The 20,054-nt window shown below is 60.9% G+C and carries 20 protein-coding genes; 8 read left to right on the top strand and 12 right to left on the bottom strand.

Going from position 1 to position 20,054, the window contains the following annotated elements; genetic code table 11:
• Nucleotides 1–98: 98 nt before the first annotated feature.
• The 3 genes from ABD112_RS04955 to ABD112_RS04945 form a co-directional block, all read right to left on the bottom strand.
• Complete coding sequence (locus ABD112_RS04955) at nucleotides 99–1,073, bottom strand: DMT family transporter (RefSeq protein ID WP_343923722.1); 975 nt, start codon at nucleotides 1,071–1,073, stop codon at nucleotides 99–101.
• The gene (locus ABD112_RS04950) at nucleotides 1,070–1,690 is read right to left on the bottom strand and encodes a GNAT family N-acetyltransferase (RefSeq protein WP_343923720.1); all 621 of its coding nucleotides are present in this window, start codon (nucleotides 1,688–1,690) and stop codon (nucleotides 1,070–1,072) included. Before ABD112_RS04950 ends, ABD112_RS04955 begins: the two co-directional genes overlap by 4 nt.
• Nucleotides 1,691–1,777: 87 nt before the next feature.
• Nucleotides 1,778–3,064, bottom strand: coding sequence for an adenylosuccinate synthase (locus tag ABD112_RS04945; protein ID WP_343923718.1), 1,287 nt, complete (start codon nucleotides 3,062–3,064; stop codon nucleotides 1,778–1,780).
• Nucleotides 3,065–3,151: 87 nt separating this feature from the next.
• Here ABD112_RS04945 and ABD112_RS04940 point away from each other — a divergent pair, with 87 nt between their 5' ends.
• The 4 genes from ABD112_RS04940 to ABD112_RS04925 are packed head-to-tail and all read left to right on the top strand — an operon-like array spanning nucleotide 3,152 to nucleotide 5,233.
• Nucleotides 3,152–3,403 carry a VOC family protein gene (locus ABD112_RS04940; protein WP_343923716.1) on the top strand — a complete coding sequence of 84 codons (252 nt, stop codon included), beginning with the start codon at nucleotides 3,152–3,154 and terminating at the stop codon, nucleotides 3,401–3,403.
• Nucleotides 3,369–3,668: a VOC family protein gene (locus ABD112_RS04935; protein WP_343923714.1), complete on the top strand. Its 300-nt coding sequence runs from the start codon at nucleotides 3,369–3,371 to the stop codon at nucleotides 3,666–3,668. The genes ABD112_RS04940 and ABD112_RS04935 overlap by 35 nt, the downstream gene beginning before the upstream one ends.
• 53 nt (nucleotides 3,669–3,721) lie before the next feature.
• Nucleotides 3,722–4,831: a M4 family metallopeptidase gene (locus tag ABD112_RS04930; RefSeq protein ID WP_343923712.1), complete on the top strand. Its 1,110-nt coding sequence runs from the start codon at nucleotides 3,722–3,724 to the stop codon at nucleotides 4,829–4,831.
• Between the two features lie 9 nt (nucleotides 4,832–4,840).
• On the top strand, nucleotides 4,841–5,233 hold the full coding sequence (locus ABD112_RS04925; protein ID WP_343923710.1) for a hypothetical protein: 393 nt from the start codon (nucleotides 4,841–4,843) through the stop codon (nucleotides 5,231–5,233).
• Nucleotides 5,234–5,251: 18 nt separating this feature from the next.
• Here ABD112_RS04925 and ABD112_RS04920 read toward each other — a convergent pair whose 3' ends face one another.
• Nucleotides 5,252–6,499, bottom strand: a complete 1,248-nt coding sequence (locus ABD112_RS04920; RefSeq protein ID WP_343923709.1) for an NAD(P)/FAD-dependent oxidoreductase — start codon at nucleotides 6,497–6,499, stop codon at nucleotides 5,252–5,254.
• Between the two features lie 145 nt (nucleotides 6,500–6,644).
• Entirely contained in the window at nucleotides 6,645–7,280 is a 636-nt protein-coding gene (locus ABD112_RS04915) for a TrmH family RNA methyltransferase (protein WP_343923708.1), read from the bottom strand.
• Between the two features lie 132 nt (nucleotides 7,281–7,412).
• Here ABD112_RS04915 and ABD112_RS04910 point away from each other — a divergent pair, with 132 nt between their 5' ends.
• A complete protein-coding gene (locus ABD112_RS04910) occupies nucleotides 7,413–8,273 on the top strand; it encodes a DNA-methyltransferase (RefSeq protein ID WP_343923706.1) in 861 nt (286 codons plus the stop codon).
• A complete protein-coding gene (locus ABD112_RS04905) occupies nucleotides 8,270–9,046 on the top strand; it encodes an HAD-IIA family hydrolase (protein ID WP_343923704.1) in 777 nt (258 codons plus the stop codon). Before ABD112_RS04910 ends, ABD112_RS04905 begins: the two co-directional genes overlap by 4 nt.
• Nucleotides 9,047–9,096: 50 nt before the next feature.
• On the opposite strand, the gene ABD112_RS04900 is transcribed toward ABD112_RS04905, so the two are convergent.
• Entirely contained in the window at nucleotides 9,097–10,149 is a 1,053-nt protein-coding gene (locus ABD112_RS04900) for a septum formation family protein (RefSeq protein WP_343923702.1), read from the bottom strand.
• Nucleotides 10,146–10,697 (bottom strand): orotate phosphoribosyltransferase, encoded by a 552-nt coding sequence (gene pyrE / locus ABD112_RS04895; RefSeq protein WP_343923700.1) that lies wholly within the window; start codon nucleotides 10,695–10,697, stop codon nucleotides 10,146–10,148. The genes ABD112_RS04900 and pyrE overlap by 4 nt, the downstream gene beginning before the upstream one ends.
• Before the next feature lie 122 nt (nucleotides 10,698–10,819).
• Between pyrE and ABD112_RS04890 the strand changes: the two genes are divergently transcribed.
• Nucleotides 10,820–11,656 (top strand): exodeoxyribonuclease III, encoded by an 837-nt coding sequence (locus ABD112_RS04890; protein ID WP_343923698.1) that lies wholly within the window; start codon nucleotides 10,820–10,822, stop codon nucleotides 11,654–11,656.
• 60 nt (nucleotides 11,657–11,716) lie between these two features.
• Here ABD112_RS04890 and ABD112_RS04885 read toward each other — a convergent pair whose 3' ends face one another.
• The 5 genes from ABD112_RS04885 to ABD112_RS04865 all read right to left on the bottom strand — a co-directional run bounded on the left by ABD112_RS04885 (nucleotide 11,717) and on the right by ABD112_RS04865 (nucleotide 18,489).
• Nucleotides 11,717–13,879: an ATP-dependent Clp protease ATP-binding subunit gene (locus ABD112_RS04885; protein ID WP_343923696.1), complete on the bottom strand. Its 2,163-nt coding sequence runs from the start codon at nucleotides 13,877–13,879 to the stop codon at nucleotides 11,717–11,719.
• A 312-nt stretch (nucleotides 13,880–14,191) separates the two neighbouring features.
• Nucleotides 14,192–14,797, bottom strand: a complete 606-nt coding sequence (locus ABD112_RS04880; RefSeq protein ID WP_343923694.1) for a DUF305 domain-containing protein — start codon at nucleotides 14,795–14,797, stop codon at nucleotides 14,192–14,194.
• A gap of 87 nt (nucleotides 14,798–14,884) precedes the next feature.
• Nucleotides 14,885–15,250, bottom strand: a complete 366-nt coding sequence (locus ABD112_RS04875; RefSeq protein ID WP_343923692.1) for a DUF6153 family protein — start codon at nucleotides 15,248–15,250, stop codon at nucleotides 14,885–14,887.
• A gap of 244 nt (nucleotides 15,251–15,494) precedes the next feature.
• The gene (locus tag ABD112_RS04870) at nucleotides 15,495–16,859 is read right to left on the bottom strand and encodes an NAD-dependent succinate-semialdehyde dehydrogenase (protein WP_343923690.1); all 1,365 of its coding nucleotides are present in this window, start codon (nucleotides 16,857–16,859) and stop codon (nucleotides 15,495–15,497) included.
• 121 nt (nucleotides 16,860–16,980) lie between these two features.
• Complete coding sequence (locus ABD112_RS04865) at nucleotides 16,981–18,489, bottom strand: PucR family transcriptional regulator (protein WP_343923688.1); 1,509 nt, start codon at nucleotides 18,487–18,489, stop codon at nucleotides 16,981–16,983.
• Between the two features lie 125 nt (nucleotides 18,490–18,614).
• On the opposite strand from ABD112_RS04865, the gene gabT reads away from it, so the two are divergent.
• A complete protein-coding gene (gene gabT, locus ABD112_RS04860) occupies nucleotides 18,615–19,976 on the top strand; it encodes a 4-aminobutyrate--2-oxoglutarate transaminase (protein WP_343923686.1) in 1,362 nt (453 codons plus the stop codon).
• Nucleotides 19,977–20,054 lie beyond the last annotated feature (78 nt).

The following is a 20,054-nucleotide window of genomic DNA, read 5'->3' as shown; positions in this document are numbered from 1 at the left end:
GCTCCAGCTTCCCAGATGGGCTTGGGTTATTTCACCGAAACAGACAATCGCGACCGATTCATCGGAACTCTTTACCTCAATGCCGCCCTAATGCCGCTCTAGTGCCGCCCTCGCTCGACCTTTGACCTTTGCCCTTTGCCCTTCGGCCACTTCAGTCGGCCCTGCGTGAGCAGCACGCCCAAGATCACCAGCACGGCCCCGACAGGTTCGTGCCAGGAGAGGGTCTCTTTGAGAACAACGATGCCGAGGATGACGCCGATCACGGGCGTGATGTAGGTGACTGTTGAGGTGCGGGTAGGGCCCCACTCGGCAAGAACTCGGTAGTTCCACACGTAGGCCATTCCGGTGCCGAGCACGCCGACGGCGAGAAGACTGGCGACGACCGGCAGGGTGAGGGTGACCGGACCTAACGCGACCACAGGGGTCAGCAGCAGGTAGATGACGGCCGCGATTCCAATGGTCATGGTTGCCGAGGTGACGCCGGCGATTCGGTAGGGGGCAACGAAGCGGCGCTGATAGCTCATTGCAGCGCCGTAACAGACCGCCGCGCCGAGGCAGGCGAGTTGTCCAAGCAGGCTGCCGCTAATGTCGCCGGCCTGCCACGGAGAGATGATCACGAGCACTCCGAAGATGCCGAGCGTCACGCCCGCAATCTGTGAACGCGTGAGCTTCTCAACTCGGAACACGAGAGTCGCGAAGATCGCCGTCATGATCGGGGTCGTCGCATTGTAGATGCTCGCGAGCCCTGAGCTCACGTACTGCTCAGCCCACGCAAAGAGCAAGTACGGGAACACGGCAAAGAGAAATGCCAACACCGTGAAGTGAGCCCACACGATCGGATTGCGTGGCAGCTTGCGGCGACTGACCGCGAAGACCACGACGAGCGCGAGAGCGCCAAGCACGGCCCGTGTCCAGGCGACCTGCCCAAAGCTCACACCATCCAGAGCGATTTTCATGAACAGGAAGCTTGAGCCCCACACGAGCCCCGCTGCAGCAAAGCGCAGCGTCGTTCCAAGAGTGGATGCGTGGTCGTGCTTTTCGGTTTCTGTCGGCGAGGCGACTGGGGCGCTCACGAGAGTGGCTCCGCCTCGAGTCGCGCACGCAAACCGGCCTGCACCGCGGGCCATTCGGTATCGACGATTGAATAGACGGCGGTGTCTCGCCAAGACCCGTCAGCGCGGATGCGGTGCTTGCGCTGGATTCCCTCAAATGTGGCACCCAGCCTGAGGATTGCCGCGCGCGAGCGGTCGTTGATCGCATCCGCCTGCACGGTAACGCGGTTGTAGCCGCTGTCGAACGCGAAGCCGAGCAGCAGGAGCTTGGTCTCGGGGTTCACAGCGGTGCCCCAGACGGTCGGGTCGTAAGCAGTCCACCCGAGTTGCACGTTGGCGTTGGCCTCATCGAGGTCACCGAGGGTGCTCGCGCCCACGAGTAGGCCGGCATCCGGGCCTGCAGTGAGGCGCACAGCGAAGGGAAAGCGGTCGGGGTAGCCAAGGTAGGAGCCGCGCATCCATTCGATGAAGGATGCCTCGTCGGCGGGCAAGCCGGCAGGTCCCCCGCCATAGCCTCCCGCAAACACTTCGGGCACAGCGAGGGCAGGCCACAGTGCGGCCAGATGCTGTACTGTCATCGGCTCAACGGAGACGTGGGTTCCCCGAAGGGTGCGGGGCTGTGGGCGCGTTACGGTCACTCACAAATCTTCGCACCCCGCGAGCAACATGCACGTGCGGAATTCGGACCTTCAGTCCAGCACTTGCCGATTGGCCTCTAGAGCTTCTTAATCGATGAGGTCGTGACGAACGATGATTTCGTCGCGACCCGGACCAACACCAATTGCCGACATGCGTGCGCCACTCATCTTTTCAATGGCGAGTACGTAGTCTTGCGCGTTTTTCGGCAGGTCGTCGAAGTTGCGGGCGCCGGTGATGTCTTCTTCCCAGCCGGGGAATTCTTCGTAGATCGGCACAGCGTGGTGAAAGTCTGACTGCGAGACGGGCATCTCATCGTGGCGGGTGCCGTCAACATCGTAGGCGACACAGACGGGAATCGTCTTGAGGCCGGTTAGTACGTCAAGCTTGGTGAGAACGAAGTCGGTGACTCCGTTGACGCGAGCCGAGTAGCGAGCGATAGGGGCGTCGTACCAACCACAGCGACGCGGTCGCCCCGTGGTGGTTCCGAACTCAAAGCCGTTCTCGCGCAAGAATTCGCCAGACTCATCCTCGAGCTCAGTCGGGAACGGTCCAGCACCAACACGAGTGGTGTATGCCTTCACGATTCCGATGACACGCTCGATGCGGTTGGGGGCAACGCCCGAACCGGTAGCCGCGCCACCAGAGGTGGAGTTGGATGACGTGACGAACGGGTAGGTACCGTGGTCGACATCCAGCATTGTGGCCTGGCCACCCTCAAAGAGCACAACGTCGCCCTTGTCGAGAGCCTGGTTGAGCAGCAACCCGGTGTCGGCGACCATGGGACGCAGACGGTCGGCATAGCTCAGCAGCTCGGCGACGATGTCGTCAACCTCGATCGCGCGACGGTTGTAGATCTTCACGAGCAGGTGGTTCTTCTGGTCGAGAGCGCCCTCAACCTTTTGACGCAAGATGTTCTCGTCAAAAATGTCTTGGATGCGGATGCCAACGCGGTTGATCTTGTCGGCATAGGCCGGACCAATTCCGCGACCGGTTGTGCCGATCTGACGCTTTCCGAGGAAGCGTTCAGTCACCTTGTCGAGGGTGCGGTGGTAGTTGGTGATGACGTGCGCGTTGGCGCTTACCAGCAACTTCGAGACGTCAACGCCACGGGCGATGAGTGCGTCAAGCTCTTCAAAGAGAACCTCGACATCAACGACGACGCCGTTGGAAATGATCGGGGTAACACCTTCGGTGAGGATGCCCGACGGCAGAAGGTGCAGCGCATACTTCTCGCTGCCGATGACAACGGTGTGTCCGGCGTTGTTGCCGCCATTGAACTTCACGACGTAGTCGATGCGGCTACCGAGGAGGTCGGTTGCTTTTCCCTTGCCCTCGTCGCCCCATTGGGCGCCGATGATCACGATTGCTGGCATAGTGGATCCCTTCGAAGAAGTGGGGGGATTGCACCTCAGCCTACCCGACGGAGGAATCCTCTCGGGCTAGGAGGCTAGAGTCCCTGCATGAGCAAGCGAGACGTATACCCTCACGGAGTGCCGCACTGGACTACATGCCTCGTACGGGACATAGATCAGGCGACTAAGTTTTACGGTCAGGTCTTCGGATGGAGTTTCAAGGTCAACCCAGATGGCGACTACGCCGAGGCAACACTTCGCGGGCGCACGGTTGCCGGAATCGGAACGCTAGCCAGCGCCGGAGCGAACGCCCAGCCCGGTGGACATGGCACCGGCATCCATTCTGACTGTCGTCGCTGATCCTTCGGGGGCCGTCCTGGGTGCGACACAGCCGCTAGGGGGGAAGGGTGCCCAACTGGTCAACGAGCCAAGCACTCTGACGATGAACACGCTCAGCACACCGGACCCCGCCGCTGTTGCCGACTTCTATCGCGAGGTTTTTGGGTGGCACCTCCAGCAGTCCGGGTCGAGAACTTTGTGGCAACTGCCGCAGTACGTCGGCGGCGAAGCCGTGTTCGCCGACCTCGACGGCAGCGAGTTCACTGTGAGCCAGCTTCGCGCCTAAGGGAAATCGCGCGTCACCCTCGCCAGCGTCGGTGGCGCGTGTCAGCATGAAGCATGTCTCGGATACCTCAGCGACACGTCTCGCCCGCTACACACCCTCGGTCGGTCTGCTCGATTGTGCCCCCGTTCTTGTTGGCCCGGATTGCGACGCTGGAAGATCCACGCTTCGAGCGGGCTGCGCACGCCGCGCGAAAGTCTCTGATCGGCTTGGCACACGATCACCTCGACCACGGTCGAAGCGAACGCGTGCTGCCGCCGAGATCGTTGCGCCACGACCAACCGGCCGTTCGCGGAACGGTCAGCCGCTCAATCTACGACGCCCAAAACACTGAGACCCTGCCCGGCATTCTCGTGCGAGCAGAGGGAGCCGCAGACACCGGCGATGTTTCGGTGTCAGAGGCCTACGACGGTTTGGGCAGTACCTTCGCGCTGTTCTGGGAGGTGTTCGGGCGTGATTCGATCAACGACCACTCCGCCTCGCTCAACGCCACCGTGCACTACGGCACGCTTTACGACAACGCCTTCTGGGATGGGCAGCGGATGGTATTTGGTGATGGAGACGGCGAAATCTTCGACGGATTCACCCGCTCACTCAGTGTGATCGGCCACGAACTCGCCCACGGCGTCACCGAGTACACCGCTGGACTGATCTACCAGGGTCAGAGCGGCGCCCTCAATGAACATGTCTCCGACGTATTCGGGGCACTCGTGGAGCAATACACTCTGGGGCAGCACGCTGCCGAGGCATCGTGGCTCATCGGCGAAGGTATCTTTACCGATGAAGTCGAAGGCAACGCGTTGCGTTCACTAAAGGAACCGGGAACCGCGTATGACGACGACGTCCTCGGAAAAGACCCCCAGCCCGATCACCTTGACGGCTACGTCGAGACGCTAGACGATAACGGCGGCGTGCACCTGAACTCGGGCATCCCCAACCGCGCGTTCTGGAGCGTCGCCGATACCCTCGGGGGGTTCGCTTGGGAACAAGCCGGGATGATCTGGTACGACACCCTCACCGGTGGTTTGTTGCCGCCCCGCAGCGACTTCTCCCGATTCGCCGCCGCAACTGTCGAGTCATCCATTACTCGATTCGGGGCTGACTCTCCCGAGCACCACGCAGTCCTTGCAGGCTGGGCCCTAGTGGGCATCAACGTCGCGAGATAGCATGCACCTGTGAAGGTACAGGTGTGGCGCAGTGGCGGGCTACTCGGTCGACGCGTCGAATGGGATGTCATCGTCGACGAACAACCCGACCCCGAACAGTGGTACATCCTCATCGCCGAACTACCGTGGGACGAACACCCAGCGACAATGACGATGCCCGATCGCTATATCTATGAGATCCACTGCGAACCACACGAAGCGGTCATCCCCGAGCAAGAACTTGTCGGACCGTGGCGTGAACTCGTCAACCGCGTGCGCGACGCCCAAAAGCAGCCCAACGCGACCGAGCGACCAGACGCCGCTGAGCCAAACGACACCACAGAAAAATCTGACCCCGCAGAGCCACCTCACACAGAGCCAGCCCCCAAAGAAACAACAAACGAGTCGGACTGCGCGCACTAGCCCTGCACAGTGAAGTTGCTACCGCAGCGGGTCGAAGGCGTCGAGCAGGGGGTGCTCGTCTCCACCGGTGATGGAGTCTGCGAGCATCCGCCCCGTCAATGGGCCGAGGGCGATTCCCCACATGCCATGACCGCCGGCAACGTGCACTCGCGGTGAGCGAGTGCGGCCAACCAGCGGAAGTCCATCGGCGGTGCAAGGGCGTGACCCGACCCACTCTTCTTCGCGTGCCTCCCAGTCGACGCCATCAAACATGGGGCTCGCGGCGTCGACGATGGTCTGGATGCGTCGGGAGTCGGAAGGTGCGTCGGCCCGACGGAACTCCATCATGCCTCCCACACGCAACCGATCGCCGAGGGGCGTGCAGGCGACGCGTTGGGCGGCCAAATAGATCGGGTGCGTGGGAATCACTGGCGGCTTCACACTGAAGCTGTAGCCGCGACCGGCCTGCACAACCTGTTTCACACCAAACTGGCGAGCGAGCCCAGAAAGCCACGTTCCGGTGGCAATCACGACCTGGTCACTGCGCACAGCATCCTGACCGTCAACATCAACAGCGATGCCATCGGCGCCGAGATCGCGCACACCGGTGACGTTTGCGCTGTCAATAATGCGGGCACCCCGTGCGCGAACGGATGCCGCAAGCACTTCCATGAACGCGGGAGGGTTGATGAAGCGTTGGCCTTCTACTCGCAGCCCGTGGGTCACCATGCCCGAGACGCTCGGCTCTAGCTCGCGCATTTCGTCGCCCGTGATTTTCTTGAAGCTCACGTGACCGCCACGCGCCGCAACCTCATCAAACTCGTGCACGATTGTTTGCTGGTCACGTTCGTTGACGAATGCCGCAAGGAACGGGTCGGCCTTAGTGAGAGCCGCTGCGACTCCGCCATCCTCCATGCGATCGAAGGAGTCGAGACCCCACTTGTTGATCTCGGCGAAGGTCGACATGTTCTTGCGCCACGCACCCGGAAGCGAATGGCGAGCGAAGCCGGCAAGGAAGCGCAACAGAGTCGCGTTGGCGGCAAGAGGAACATAGACCGGCGAGGAAGGGCTAACGACGGCTTTCAGCCCGAAGCGGAAGATCGACGGCTCCGGAAGCGGGAGCGTCAGTGCCGGAGCAATCCAGCCAGCATTACCCCACGACGATCCGGCAGCAACCCCCGTGCGGTCAAGAACGGTGACCTCAACGCCACGTTCCTGCAAAAACCAGGCCGTGCACAGCCCGACCATTCCGGCACCAATAATGGTCACGTGGGCAGGCGTAGTCACAGTAAAACTCCTCGATGAACGTAGCCTTCAGACTAACGCTCGGCGCGGTTTCGGCCGCACCGTGCGCGAATGCTGACGCGCTGCGGCTGCATGCCGCTACTAGCTACCAGCTACGAGTTGCGAGCTACTAGCTACTAGCTACTAGCTACTTCGAGAAACTGACGTGCTGGGTGATCCAGTTATGCATCGCAACGGCGGCCGCGGCTGACGCGTTGATTGACCGAGTCGAACCGAACTGGCTGATCTCCAAAACATCCGTCGCTGCTTCGATCGCTTCGGGCGACAGCCCTGGACCTTCTTGGCCAAACAGCAGCACGCAACGGTTCGGCAGGTCAAAGGTTTCGATGATGACACTGCCGGGTACGTTGTCGATCGCAATGATCGGCAGGTCGTTGGCTGCGGTCCACTCGACAAAGGCTGCGACATCCGGATGATGCAGCACGTGTTGGTAGCGGTCAGTGACCATGGCGCCGCGTTTGTTCCAGCGCCGACGCCCAATGATGTGCACCGTGTCGGCCCCAAACGCGTTGGCGCTGCGCACGATGGAACCGATGTTCATATCGTGCTGCCAGTTCTCGATAGCAACATGGAACGGATGCCGCGTCACGTCAAGATCGGCAACGATCGCTTCCATGTTCCAGTAGCGATACCGGTCGATCACATTGCGGCTATCGCCACGTTCGAGCAGCGCAGGGTCAAAGTGGGGATCGGTGGGCAATTCGCCCCGCCACGGCCCCACCCCGTTGGTGGACAGCTCGACGCTGGGGTTCGGTTCAGTCACCGTTCCACGATACTCGTGGTGGCTCCAGCCTTCGTACCGCGCGGCCCTATTTTCGTACCGACCTAGGTCTCGTACCACTCCACGTGCAGCACTCAGCACGCGGCTGAAGCAAACGACTGTTAATCTCAGATAATGCAACTGCACTGGCAGCCCACCGGCCCCGACCTTGTCGTACACGGCGACAACCTTCCCGCGATTAGCGCCCTGCCCGACGAGAGCTTCCGGTTGATCTACATCGATCCGCCGTTCAACACGGGCCGCAAACAATCGCGGCAAGCCATAGCGACGAAGCGGTCAACGGATGGCGCCAGGGTCGGCTTCGGAGGAAACACCTACGAGGCGGTCAAAGGTGCCCTCTACTCCTACGACGACACCTTCGCCGACTACTGGGAGTTTCTCGAACCACGGCTCCAGGAAGCATGGCGGCTACTCGACGACCGCGGCACCCTCTATCTCCACCTCGACTATCGAGAGGTGCACTACGCCAAAGTCGCCCTAGACGCATTATTTGGTCGGGATAGCTTTCTCAACGAAATCATTTGGGCCTACGACTACGGTGCCCGCGCCACCAAAAAATGGCCATCGAAGCACGACACGATCCTCGTGTACGTCAAAAACCCCAAGAACTACTACTTCAACAACGAAGAAGTAGACCGCGAGCCCTACATGGCACCGGGACTAGTGACCCCAGAGAAGGCGGCACGTGGCAAGCTTCCCACTGATGTCTGGTGGCACACCATCGTCTCCCCCACCGGTAAAGAGAAAACCGGCTATGCCACCCAGAAGCCGGAAGGCATCCTGCGTCGCATTATTCAGGCATCCAGCCAACCTGGCGATTGGGTGCTCGACTTCTTCGCCGGCAGTGGCACAACTGGTGCCGTCGCCCAAGCGCTAAAACGGCGCGTGGTGCTGGTCGAGCAAAATCCCGCTGCGGTCGAAATCATCACGCGTCGTCTTTCAGACGAGACCGTGTTCGCTAACATGAGCGCATGATCAATCGCAGCGAAATCGAATGCTGGCTCACCGACATGGATGGCGTTCTCGTTCATGAAAACCATCCCGTGCCTGGCGCAGCAGAGCTTCTGCAGCAGTGGCGAGACGAAGACAAGCCCTACCTGGTGCTCACCAATAACTCGATTTTCACGCCCCGCGACCTGAGCGCACGGCTCAAGGCCTCAGGACTCGACGTTCCGGAATCCGCAATCTGGACCTCCGCACTGGCAACAGCAGATTTCTTGAAAGAACAGATCCCAGGCGGCAGCGCCTTCGTAATCGGCGAGGCCGGCATCACGACCGCCCTGCACGAAGCTGGTTTCATCATGACCGAGACCGACCCTGACTACGTTGTGATCGGAGAGACCCGCAACTACTCGTTCGAGTCGATCACTAAGGCAATCCGCCTTATCGGCAATGGCAGCCGGTTTATCGCCACCAACCCGGATGCCACCGGCCCCAGCGCAGACGGCCCCCTGCCCGCAACCGGTGCAGTCGCCGCTCTCATCACCAAGGCCACCGGCCGGGAGCCCTACATCGTGGGCAAGCCCAACCCGATGATGTTCCGCTCAGCACTCAACAAAATCGGCGCACACAGCGAGACAACAGGAATGATCGGTGACCGCATGGACACCGACATCGTCGCCGGCATCGAAGCCGGGCTCCACACGGTGCTCGTGCTGACCGGCATTAGCGATCAGAAGGAAATTGACCGCTACCCGTTCCGCCCCCACGAGGTGCTCAACAGCGTGGCAGACCTGCTCAACAAGTAGAGCGTCGCTCCGGCGGCGCGAATGCGATTGCGTTGTCGGCAGTGCCGTCGCTACTCGCCGTCTGCGTCTGCGGCCACCTGCGGTTGTGCGACTGATTCGGTGAGCACTTCGTCGCCAGTTCGGGTAGCAAAGCAGTAGTAGTCGCGCTGACCGGCATCCCAATCGCTGGCGGTCGGCGCGAAGCTCGCCACCAGCTCAAGGTCGGCAAAAGATTTTGCAGCAGCGAAATTAATCACCTTGTCGGTCGAGCACGACGCGTTCGTTCGCGCCACGAGGTCGTCGACTTCTGGGTACGGGGCCGAGACCGCATCATCAAACTCTCCCCGGGTCAGGAGCTGCGCAGCGTGCGGCTGCGCACACTCGATAACCCTGTACTCGTCCTGCCACGCGGAATCGAACGGCTCGAGGCATTCGCCGCCCAGAAGTTCATTCCACGCGTAAGTTCCGACAGGAAGTGGCCCCACGGTCGGCGCGGCGCTCGCGGTGTCAGTCGGTATTAGCGTGGCGACCGCGGCCGGCGCAATCGAGTCGCCGATCCGAGTGCCAGCCAAGAACAGGGCAGCAAGCGCTAGCGCCGCAACAAGCCCGGCGGCAATAGAGATCGCGAATAGCTGCCCCCGTGGGATCGGCGGCCGAGGTGCACGGGGCCGGCTGATCGTTGCGGGGACTAATGCACCGCGCGACTGCTCCTCGTACTCAAAAAACTGCTCGTCGCCGAAAAGCGCGCCCACCGCATCGTGATCGACAGACTCGTCCTCTGGACCTGCCGCGGAAACTGGATGCGCAGCAAGAACCTCTGTTGCGCCCTCCAGCGCAGGGTCTACCGCTGCGGGCATCCGGAGTTGGCGTCGCGTCGGGAGATCCATCGCGGCCGTGGGCAGATCCGAAGAGTTGATCGCCGCTGTCGGCAGATCGGCTGCATTCAGTGCCTCGGTGGGAGGCGGCTCGGTCAGGGCCGGGGGCTCAGCGTCAGGCAGCACGAGCTCCGGCAGTTCAGGAGTCTCGGGCTCGGGCTCGGTCGGGGTCAGCCCCCAATTGAACGCTGGCTCGCGCGGCTGCTGATCATCATCATCAGAGCCCGAGGAATGGTTGCCAGGAGTCACGAAGTCAGCCCCAGATCACCAAGCCCGATCGCAGAAAAATATGGGTATCCCGCTGCTTCGATGCGTTCTTTTGCTCCCGTGTCACGATCGACGACCACGGCAACGCCGGCGATGATCGCACCGACCTTCTCCAACGCTTCAATGGCGGCCAGCGGCGAACCACCGGTCGTTGACGTGTCCTCGAGCACAATCACCCGCTTGCCTTCAAGTTCAGGGCCTTCGACCTGACGACCGCGACCGTGATCTTTGGGTTCTTTGCGCACAACGAAGGCGTCATAGCTTGCCCCACGTGCAGCACCCTGGTGCAAGATCGCGGCGGCAACAGGATCAGCACCCATCGTCATCCCACCGACGGCGGCGATGTTGGGGATGTCGGCAATGAGATCAAGCATCACCTGACCGATCAGCGGGGCGACGCGGTGGTCAAGACTGACCCGGCGCAGATCGACGTAATAGCTCGCCTGCTTGCCACTGGTCAGCGTGAAGTCGCCGTGGAAGACGGCATCGGCGGAAATGTAGTCAATAAGCTGCTGCTTGGCGTCGGTCACGAGTAAAGGATACCCATGTGAGGCGCAATGCTAGAAGCACAGTCTGGAGAGTAGTGAGCAGGATGCCCGCAATAGTCATGCCGGCGGCGCCCAATCCGGGGTATACCGATTAGCGTTGAGACATGCGTATTGCTACCTGGAACGTGAACTCAATCCGAACCCGAGTTGGTCGCGTTGTCGACTGGATGCTTCGTGAAGATATTGACGTTCTGGCAATGCAAGAAATCAAATGCAAGCCCGAGCAGTTCCCGATTGAGGCGTTCACAGAAGCGGGCTACGAGGTTGAGCTTCATGGCCTGAGCCAGTGGAACGGTGTCGCCTTCGCAAGCCGACTTCCCATGGAAGACGTAACCGTCGGTTTCGACACGCAACCCGGCTTTGGCAACCCTCTCGATGACGGCACCATCCCAATCGAAGCACGCGCTATCGGGGTCACCGTCGAGGGTGCGCGCCTGTGGAGCCTTTACGTTCCCAACGGCCGGGAGCTCGACAACCCGCACTACCCGTACAAGCTCGAGTGGCTCGCCAACTTGGCGACTCAGACCACGAAGTGGATGCACAACAACCCCGAGCAGCCCCTCGCCCTGATGGGTGACTTCAACATCGCGCCATTCGACATCGACGTGTGGGACATCGCCGCGTTCGAAGGCAAGACTCATGTGAGCGACGCCGAGCGCGCAGCATTTAGGGCATTCGAGACTGCTGGCCTCATTGATGCACTGCGCAGTCGCGGCATCGAGGGCTACACCTACTGGGACTACCAGCGCCTGCGTTTTCCCCGCAACGAAGGCCTGCGCATCGACTTCATTATGGGTTCGCCGCAGTTTGATGAACTCGTGACTGCGGCATCCATCGACCGCGAAGAGCGCAAGGGCGACGGACCAAGCGACCACGTTCCTGTCGTGGTCGACCTTGCGATCGACACCGAGAACGAGGACGATCGGCCAATGTTCCTCTAGCCGCTTACAGCAAGCCGCATCGCTGCGTCGCTGAAGCAGCTACTGACTGCGCTGCCCGGCCTAGCTGCCGTCAGGCTGCATACGGGTCACAACCAGCGCATTGCCATCAGAGGCGAGTGCCACGAGCACGGTGTCTCCATCGCGTATGTCACCGGCGAGCAAGGCCTTCGCGAGCCGGTCATCGATCTCACGCTGCATAAGTCTGCGCAGCGGACGCGCCCCATAGATCGGGTCATAGCCGCGTTCGGAAAGCCAGGTGCGAGCATCCGGGGTCACCGCCAACTGGAGGCGGCGGTCGGTCAGTCGCTTGCTCAGTCGGTCGATATCGAGCTCAACGATTTGGCTGAGGTCATCGGTCGAGAGCGGCTGGAACACCACAATGTCGTCGAGTCGGTTGATGAACTCTGGCTTGAACGACTTGCGCACCAGATCGTGCACCGCGTCTTTGCGAGCTTCCCACGGCAGTGCCTGCTCGGTAATGAACTGGCTGCCCAAGTTGCTGGTCAAGATCAGAATCACGTTGCGGAAATCTACGGTGCGACCCTGACCATCGGTGAGACGTCCGTCGTCGAGAACCTGCAACAGAACATCGAAGACCTCTGGATGCGCCTTCTCAACCTCATCGAGCAGAATCACCGAATACGGCCGGCGTCGCACGGCTTCGGTCAGCTGACCGCCCTGCTCAAAGCCGATGTAGCCGGGAGGGGCACCAACCAGTCGCGAGACCGAGAACTTCTCGCCGTACTCGCTCATGTCGATGCGGACGAGAGCTTTCTCGTCGTTGAAAAGGTATTGAGCGAGCGCCTTCGCGAGTTCAGTCTTGCCGACACCGGTGGGGCCGAGAAACAGGAACGATCCAGTGGGCCGGTCGGGGTCGGAGATTCCCGCCCGAGTTCGACGTACAGCTTCGGAGACAGCTTGCACCGCTTCTCGTTGACCGATTAGCCGTTTGCCCAGTTCAGCTTCAAGGTGCAGCAGTTTTTCGGTCTCACCTTCGGTGAGGCGGTCAACAGGGATGCCCGTCCAGGCGGCCACGACGGATGCGATGTCTTCTTCGGTCACTTGGTCGTTAACCATGCGTGGGCCCGTTGGCTCGTTGTTTTCTGCCGTGACAAGTGCCTCTTCGATTGAAGGAATCGTCTCGTAGTTGAGCTTCGATGCTCTTTGGTATTCGCCGTCTCGCATGGCGCGATCAAGTTCGATGCGAGCATCATTGAGCCGGGTTTTGAGTTCACCGACCCCCGTGAGGCTCGACTTCTCGATCTTCCACCGCGCTTCAAGTGCGCTCAGGTGCTTTCCCTGAACCGCGAGATCTTCGCGCAGTTTTGCCAGCCGTGCTTTAGACGCTTCGTCCTTCTCTTTCTTAAGCGCTAGCTCTTCGATGCGTAGCCGGTCGACGGCGCGTTTAAGCTGATCGATCTCCACTGGTGAGGAGTCGATTTCCATCTTGAGGCGGCTCGCGGCCTCATCGATCAGGTCGATGGCCTTGTCCGGAAGCTTTCGTCCTGAGATGTAGCGGTTGCTCAAGGTTGCGGCAGCAACGAGCGCTGAATCTGCGATCGCAACCTTGTGGTGTGCTTCGTAGCGCTCTTTCAGACCACGCAAGATCGCGACAGTGTCTTCAACGGATGGCTCACCCACGAATACTTGCTGAAAGCGTCGTTCGAGGGCGGCATCTTTCTCAATGTATTGGCGGTACTCGTCGAGAGTGGTTGCACCGATCAGACGCAACTCACCGCGCGCCAACATCGGCTTGAGCATGTTGGATGCTGCGACTGAGCCGTCGCCACCTCCGGCCCCCATGAGGGTGTGAAGTTCGTCGATGAAGGTGATGACCTCACCATCAGATTCTTTGATTTCTTTGAGCACTGCTTTGAGTCGTTCTTCGAATTCACCGCGGTACTTAGCACCCGCAACGAGCGCAGCAAGGTCGAGCGAAATGAGTTGCTTGCCTTTCAGCGAATCGGCGACGTCACCGGCGATGATGCGCTGGGCAAGACCTTCGACCACAGCCGTCTTTCCGACTCCGGGCTCGCCAATGAGAACAGGATTGTTCTTGGTGCGACGCGTGAGCACCTGGCTAACGCGTCGAATTTCTGCGTCACGCCCGATTACGGGGTCGAGTTTGCCGCTGCGTGCGATCTCAGTGAGATTGACGCCGTACTTTTCGAGAGCACTCTGTTGCTCTTCGTCGGTACTAGGGGCACCCTGCATGTTTGCCATTGCAAACCCTCCACAAAAGTTGAGTTAAGACGACTCAAGTTTATACCGGTGAGCGGGCTCGTGGCTAGGCGAAGGCAGAGTGCAGCCTCGATATCCCTGAGCCAGAAGCGGCGGCAGCGGCTGCGCGAACTCCTGTGGAGTACGCGCAGCCCTAACCAGCGTGTGCCGCGCCCCTAGAATGCCGGGACGGGACGCGCCTCCGCTTCTTCCTGAGTGGTGGCCTTGCCGTTTGCTTCAATATTGGCAATGAGCCACTTCATATATCCCCCATGGGGGTATCAATCGCAAGGTTTTCTGCAGCAGCAATGAGGGCTAGAGAGTGTCGAGAATTGCCTGCATCGTGACAATTTCTTCGGTCTGAGCTGAAACAATCGCGGTGGCCAGTTCGATCGCCGCCGGGAACTCACCCTCGTCGATCTGAGCCTGCGCCATCACAATCGCGCCCTCGTGGTGCTCAATCATCTGCTCAAGGAAAAGGCGCGACGCCTCGCTGCCCTCAGCCTGCTGAAGATCATCCATATCGGCATCAGACATCATGCCGTCGCCATGCCCCATGCCCGCCATACCGCTCGTTTCCGAGCTGTCATAGTCGATTCCCCAGCCCCTCAGCCAACCCTCCATGATCGAAATCTCAGGGTCCTGCGCGGCCTTGATTTGCTGCGCGAGCTCGCTAACACGCTCATCGATGTCAGCCTTCTCCAACACGAGATCAGCCATCTCGACCGCCTGCTGGTGGTGCGGGATCATCATGATGGCGAACATCTGATCTGCCGCATTAAACGAGCCCGATTCGGCGGAGGATGGCGCCGAATTTTCGCCAGTGTTGACGCCACCTGGAGCAGTCCCCGCCGAGCATCCAGCGAGCAAAAGTGTTGCCGTGAGAGCACTCGAAATGAGCGCGGTTGTGCGGATTTTCATTATGATCTTTCTTATTCAGTAGAGGAAATATTCCAGACGCCCCGCGGGGCGGTCATGCCGGTTCTGGTCACACCAGAGCGAGCAGAATCAAGTCCTACTGATCGAAAGCACATGAAGAGACGGTGGTTCAGGCACGGGCAGAGCTGCAAGCGCCACGGTGAACGAGACAGTCAGACGTCGAGCCAGACGCCAGACAGTAATTGCGCGGATTCGAGCAACGACGAGCACCGCACCGACGAGCGCGAGGATGCAGCCCATCACGATCATCGAATGCTCCGGGGCGCACGACCCACCGCATCCCTCCGAAACCATCGAGTCATCAGTGGCATAGGTCATCGCCCCATCGTGCTGTGAGACCGAACTGGTCATCGCGGTCGCGCTATGGTCAAGGCTGAGCGAGTGCATGGCGACGAGCGCAAGAACCACGCCGGCGACGACCAATGCGGTGAGCATGAGGCTATGCCGCAGAGAATGCTGCGGCCGCAGCGTTCGACCTAGCCCGGTCATGCTCATGTACACACCTCTCTCGCAGCGAGAGTAAATCAGCTACTTGAGTGAGCGCTGTAGATCGACGGCCTGAGCAGGGCTGATTTCAGTGCCTCTCGCGGTGCTGATTCGGCTGCCATCGAGCACGCAAAAAAGTGCTGCGCGACCTCCGACGGAGAGCGCGCAGCACTTGATGAGAAAGTTTCGACCACTACGGGCGCTTAACCAACTTGCGGTTCATGAACTCGTCAATGCCGTGAGAGCCAAGCTCGCGACCGGTGCCGGAATTCTTGACTCCACCAAATGGCAGCTCGGGAGCATCCGCCCCGACCTCGTTGATGTACACCATGCCGGCGTCGATGCCGTCAGCGATGCGGTCGGCCTGGTCTGCGTCCGTGGTGAACACGTACGATCCGAGCCCGAACGGTGTTGCGTTGGCCAGCTCGATTGCCTCAGCTTCGCTGCTCACGCGGTGAAGCTGAGCCACCGGTCCAAAGAATTCCGTCCTGTACGCGGGGTTCTCGGGGCTGATGTTCTCAAGCACAGCGGGCGCAAACTTGGTGCCGTCGCGCTTGCCCGTTCCAACACGAAGGGTTGCGCCAGCGGCGACCGCTTCAGCAACCTGTTCTTCCAGGTTCTTGGCGGCATCCACTGAGCACAGCGGGCCGAGCTCGGTGCCCTCTTCCATGGGATCGCCCACAGTGATCTCGCCCATTGCGGCGCTGAACTTCTCGGCGAATTCTTCATAGAGGGAGTCGAGCACGACGAAGCGCTTTGCCCCGTTGCAGGCCTGACCGTTGTTGTCGATGCGGGCAGCAACAGCGGCCTCGACGGTGGCATCCATGTCGTCGGTCGACATCAGGATGAACGGGTCTGAGCCGCCCAATTCGAGCACGCTCTTCTTGAGGTTCGCACCGGCGGCAGCGCCGACAATGCTTCCGGCACGCTCGGAGCCCGTGAGCGAGATTCCTTGGATGCGGGGGTCTTCAACCAACTTCGCAATTTGGTCGTTATCGGCGAGCACATTTTGGTAGCCACCGATCGGCAAACCGGCCTCGTGAATGAGAGCTTCAAGCATTGCGGATGACTCTGGGCACTGCTGTGCTGGCTTCACCAAAACGGGGTTGCCGAGCACGATGCTGGGGCCTGCGAAACGGGCGATCTGGTAGATCGGAAAGTTCCACGGCATGATGCCCAAGATAGGGCCGATCGGGCTCTTGCGGATCCACGCTGTGCCAGCGCCGGCGGGAATTTCCTCGTCGGCAAGGAACGCTTCAGCGTTGTCGGCGAAGTAGCGGAAAATGTCGGCGGAGAACTCAACTTCGCCCACTGCTTGAGCCAGCGGCTTGCCCATTTCTCGCACAATAATTTCGCCGAATTCAGCGGCACGTTCGGCCAAAAGATCGGCGATGCGGATGACGATTGCCGCACGCTCTTTTACCTGATCACGGTTCGTTCCGCCCGCATATTCGGAGTGCGCTGCGGCGACGATCTGCTCAATCACTTCGTCACTGGCAGCGGGGTGTGCCGTGCCCTCCTCGCCGGTGTACGGATTGATCAATTGAAAGGTCTTCATGACAAGCTCCTCTGCTGCTCGAAAATGACCGGCGACGCCGCCGAGAATTGTTCGTAGGCTACATGCGAAATCCTGTGAGGGGGAAGTCAGACTTTTTCGAGCGAGGCTTCAGCCCTAGCCGTTACGGCTTTTCGTTGAGGTCAATTGCGGCCAACATTGCCCACAATTCGGCTCGGCCCTGAAAGCTGTCGAGACCCAAATTTGTGAGCTCGGCGAGACGCTGCATCCGAGTCTTGAGACCGTGTCGATGGATGCCCAACTCACGTGCCGCCGGATCCCACTGACCATTGTGCCGAAGCCACACTTGCGCGAACCGCAGCAGCCCAAGTCCTTCATTCGAATCGATGACGCTCGCGAGTCGCGCGTGGGCGATATCGGCGACGGAACTCGACGCGAGTAGCCCGAAGAAGCTTTCTCCGACGAGGCTGTCGAATTCGGTGACGCTGCCTGGGGGTGCAGCTTCGAGTGATCGCACGGCCTGGGTGATGGCGACGGTCAATTCTGCCCAACCGACTTCGGCAGAGAGCCCAACCGTGAGGCCGTTGATTTCGAAGAACCGGCACTCGGCGGCGAGCTGACTCGCATCGATCAGCACAAGCAGGTGCCGACCATCCGAGACCGCAAAGAATCTGCTCTCGGGGCGGGCAGCGCGACGCTCGAGCACATCGCGAATGTTCGCGCTTGTGCCGCCGAGGTCGAGGGCTGCCACCACAAAATGGTCAGTCGGAAGAGTGATGCCAGCGGCTCGCACTGCGCGACGCACACTCTCGACGCGGCCGTCTTTCAGGAGTTGAAATAGTTGTTCGAGAATCGCGCGGTGGCCGACTCGCAGGTTCTCGGTCTGTTCGAGCGAGACTTCGGCGAGCGCCGCGAGAACCGTCATTACCGAGCGGTCGAGGTCGCCAAATTGACTGCTGCGTGACCACGCCACGGCGCCACAGAGCTGGCCGCTCGGACCCAAGGTCTGCACAATGCGGTGCTCATCTGGGGTGTCATCGGCGACGCGTGCGCGACGGGCCCGGCCGAGGAGGTCGCTCACCGAGGCGCGGATGTCGGCGGGGCACTCGGGTGCGTTTGCTTCGGCACGGTCGCTCACGATTTCGCCGTCGGCATCGAAGATCCACACTCGGCAGTCGAGGTGTTCGGCGGCACGGGCGGTTGCCGCGCTGAGGCGGCCTTTGCCGACTGCGGCGCGAGCGATGTCATTTTGGGCAGCAAGAGCGCGGTCGAATCCGGCGCGGGCCTGTTCAGCTTCGTTGTCGGCGACGAGTCGGCTGATGGCGATGAACGGGATTCGGTACGGCACTTCGAATAGTGGCAGGCCGACTGCGGCGCAGGCACTGATGAGCTCAACGGGCACACCGTGGGTGATTACCTCGGTTCCGAATCCGAGGGCCGCGATCCCGGCCGCGGTGAGGCGCGCGACGTAGGCGACAAAGTCGGGGTCGGGGTTGTCGACGAACTGGCGGCCGGTCGTGAGCAGCAGTTGGCCGTCGGCCAAAAACGGGGTCGGGTCGTCGAGGTCGGAGTTGTGCACCCAGTTCACCGAACGGTCGAAAGTCTCTTGTGGGGTTAGCGCGCGCAACGACAATTGCGGCGTCGTGACGATGTCCCAAACCGGTGTTGGCATTGTGAAACCTCCTCGTGCCATTCTGGCACTATGTGCGAACTAAGTTGCCATTGTGGGTCTATTGCCGGCGGCATCCAGAGACTACGTTGATCCAAACGAATTCTTCACAGATTGGATCGGTGGCCATGACTACTTCCGCACTCGCCCCCACGGCCCCGATCGGCGGCCCCACCCTCACGCAAAAACGCGAGCTGGTCACGGCAATTCCCGGGCCCCGTTCGCTTGAGCTTCTCGAGCGCAAGAAGCAGTCGGTTGCCGCAGCAATCGGAATCACCCTTCCCGTCTTCGTGGAAGCAGCAGGCGGCGGCGTCGTTCGCGATGTCGACGGAAACACCCTCATTGACTTTGGTTCGGGCATCGCCGTCACCGGTGTCGGCAACTCGGCGCCCGCAGTCGTTGAAGCCGTCACCCAGCAGGTCGCCCAGTTCACCCACACCTGCTTCATGGTCAATGGCTACGAAAGCTACATCGAGGTCGCCGAGAAGCTCAACGAGATCACCCCCGGTGACCACGAAAAGCGCACTGCACTCTTCAACTCCGGCGCTGAAGCCGTCGAGAATGCGATCAAGATCGCCCGCTACTTCACCGGCAAGCAGGCCGTCGTCGCCTTCGACCACGCCTACCACGGTCGCACCAACCTCACGATGGGCCTCACCGCCAAGTCGATGCCGTACAAGAGTGGCTTCGGACCGTTCGCGTCAGAGATCTACCGTGCACCAATGTCATACCCATTCCGCGATGGCGGAATCAGCGGCGACGAAGCTGCCGCCCGCGCCATCCTGCAGATCGAAAAGCAGGTCGGCGCCGCCAACCTCGCCGCCATCATCATTGAGCCCATCCAGGGTGAAGGCGGATTCATCGAGCCCGCCCCCGGATTCCTCCCAGCGCTCAGCGCGTGGGCAACCGCGAACAACGTGATCTTCATCGCCGACGAAGTGCAGACCGGATTCGCACGCACCGGAGACCTCTTCGCCTCCAACCACGAAGACCTCGTGCCCGACATCATGGTGACCGCCAAGGGCATCGCCGGCGGACTCCCCCTCTCAGCCGTCACCGGGCGCGCCGATGTCATGGATGCCGCCCACGTTGGTGGACTCGGCGGAACTTACGGTGGAAACCCCATCGCCTGTGCCGCAGCACTCGCCACCATCCGCACCTTCGAAGAGAGCGGCGCCATCAACCGTGCCCGCGAAATCGGAACCATCTTCCGCGGCCGACTCAACGGACTCCGCGCCGGCGACCCCCGCATCGGAGACGTACGAGGCCGTGGCGCAATGATCGCCATGGAAATCATCGACCCGGCCACGAAGGAACCAGACGCAGCGCTCACGTCGAAGGTTGCGGCTGCAGCGCACGCCGCCGGCGTCATCGTGCTGACCTGCGGAACCTTTGGAAATGTCATCCGCTTCCTTCCGCCGCTATCAATCTCCAATGAGCTCATCGCTGACGGTCTCGACGTCGTTCGCGACGCTCTGGCCAAGGCTTAGTTCACCGCCTTAGCTCACACAACACTGCCCCACACAGCACTGCCCCATGCAGCACCAAGCCGAAGTTCAGCTAGCGCT

The sequence above is a fragment of the Rhodoglobus aureus genome (genome assembly GCF_039527955.1).
Classification (GTDB): Bacteria; Actinomycetota; Actinomycetes; order Actinomycetales; family Microbacteriaceae; genus Rhodoglobus; species Rhodoglobus aureus.
This window is presented reverse-complemented; position numbering and strand designations above follow the sequence as displayed.

Excerpts from the sequence above, each read along its gene's own strand:
- ABD112_RS04875 (WP_343923692.1), bottom strand. The coding sequence starts at position 15,250 with ATGCTCACCGCATTGGTCGTCGCCGGCGTGGTTCTTGCGCTCGTCGCC.
- ABD112_RS04865 (WP_343923688.1), bottom strand. The coding sequence starts at position 18,489 with ATGCCAACACCGGTTTGGGACATCGTCACGACGCCGCAATTGTCGTTG.
- ABD112_RS04890 (WP_343923698.1), top strand. The coding sequence starts at position 10,820 with ATGCGTATTGCTACCTGGAACGTGAACTCAATCCGAACCCGAGTTGGT.
- gabT (WP_343923686.1), top strand. The coding sequence starts at position 18,615 with ATGACTACTTCCGCACTCGCCCCCACGGCCCCGATCGGCGGCCCCACC.
- ABD112_RS04870 (WP_343923690.1), bottom strand. The coding sequence starts at position 16,859 with ATGAAGACCTTTCAATTGATCAATCCGTACACCGGCGAGGAGGGCACG.
- ABD112_RS04935 (WP_343923714.1), top strand. The coding sequence starts at position 3,369 with ATGGCACCGGCATCCATTCTGACTGTCGTCGCTGATCCTTCGGGGGCC.
- ABD112_RS04885 (WP_343923696.1), bottom strand. The coding sequence starts at position 13,879 with ATGGCAAACATGCAGGGTGCCCCTAGTACCGACGAAGAGCAACAGAGT.
- ABD112_RS04945 (WP_343923718.1), bottom strand. The coding sequence starts at position 3,064 with ATGCCAGCAATCGTGATCATCGGCGCCCAATGGGGCGACGAGGGCAAG.
- ABD112_RS04910 (WP_343923706.1), top strand. The coding sequence starts at position 7,413 with ATGCAACTGCACTGGCAGCCCACCGGCCCCGACCTTGTCGTACACGGC.
- ABD112_RS04905 (WP_343923704.1), top strand. The coding sequence starts at position 8,270 with ATGATCAATCGCAGCGAAATCGAATGCTGGCTCACCGACATGGATGGC.
- ABD112_RS04930 (WP_343923712.1), top strand. The coding sequence starts at position 3,722 with ATGTCTCGGATACCTCAGCGACACGTCTCGCCCGCTACACACCCTCGG.
- ABD112_RS04940 (WP_343923716.1), top strand. The coding sequence starts at position 3,152 with ATGAGCAAGCGAGACGTATACCCTCACGGAGTGCCGCACTGGACTACA.
- ABD112_RS04880 (WP_343923694.1), bottom strand. The coding sequence starts at position 14,797 with ATGAAAATCCGCACAACCGCGCTCATTTCGAGTGCTCTCACGGCAACA.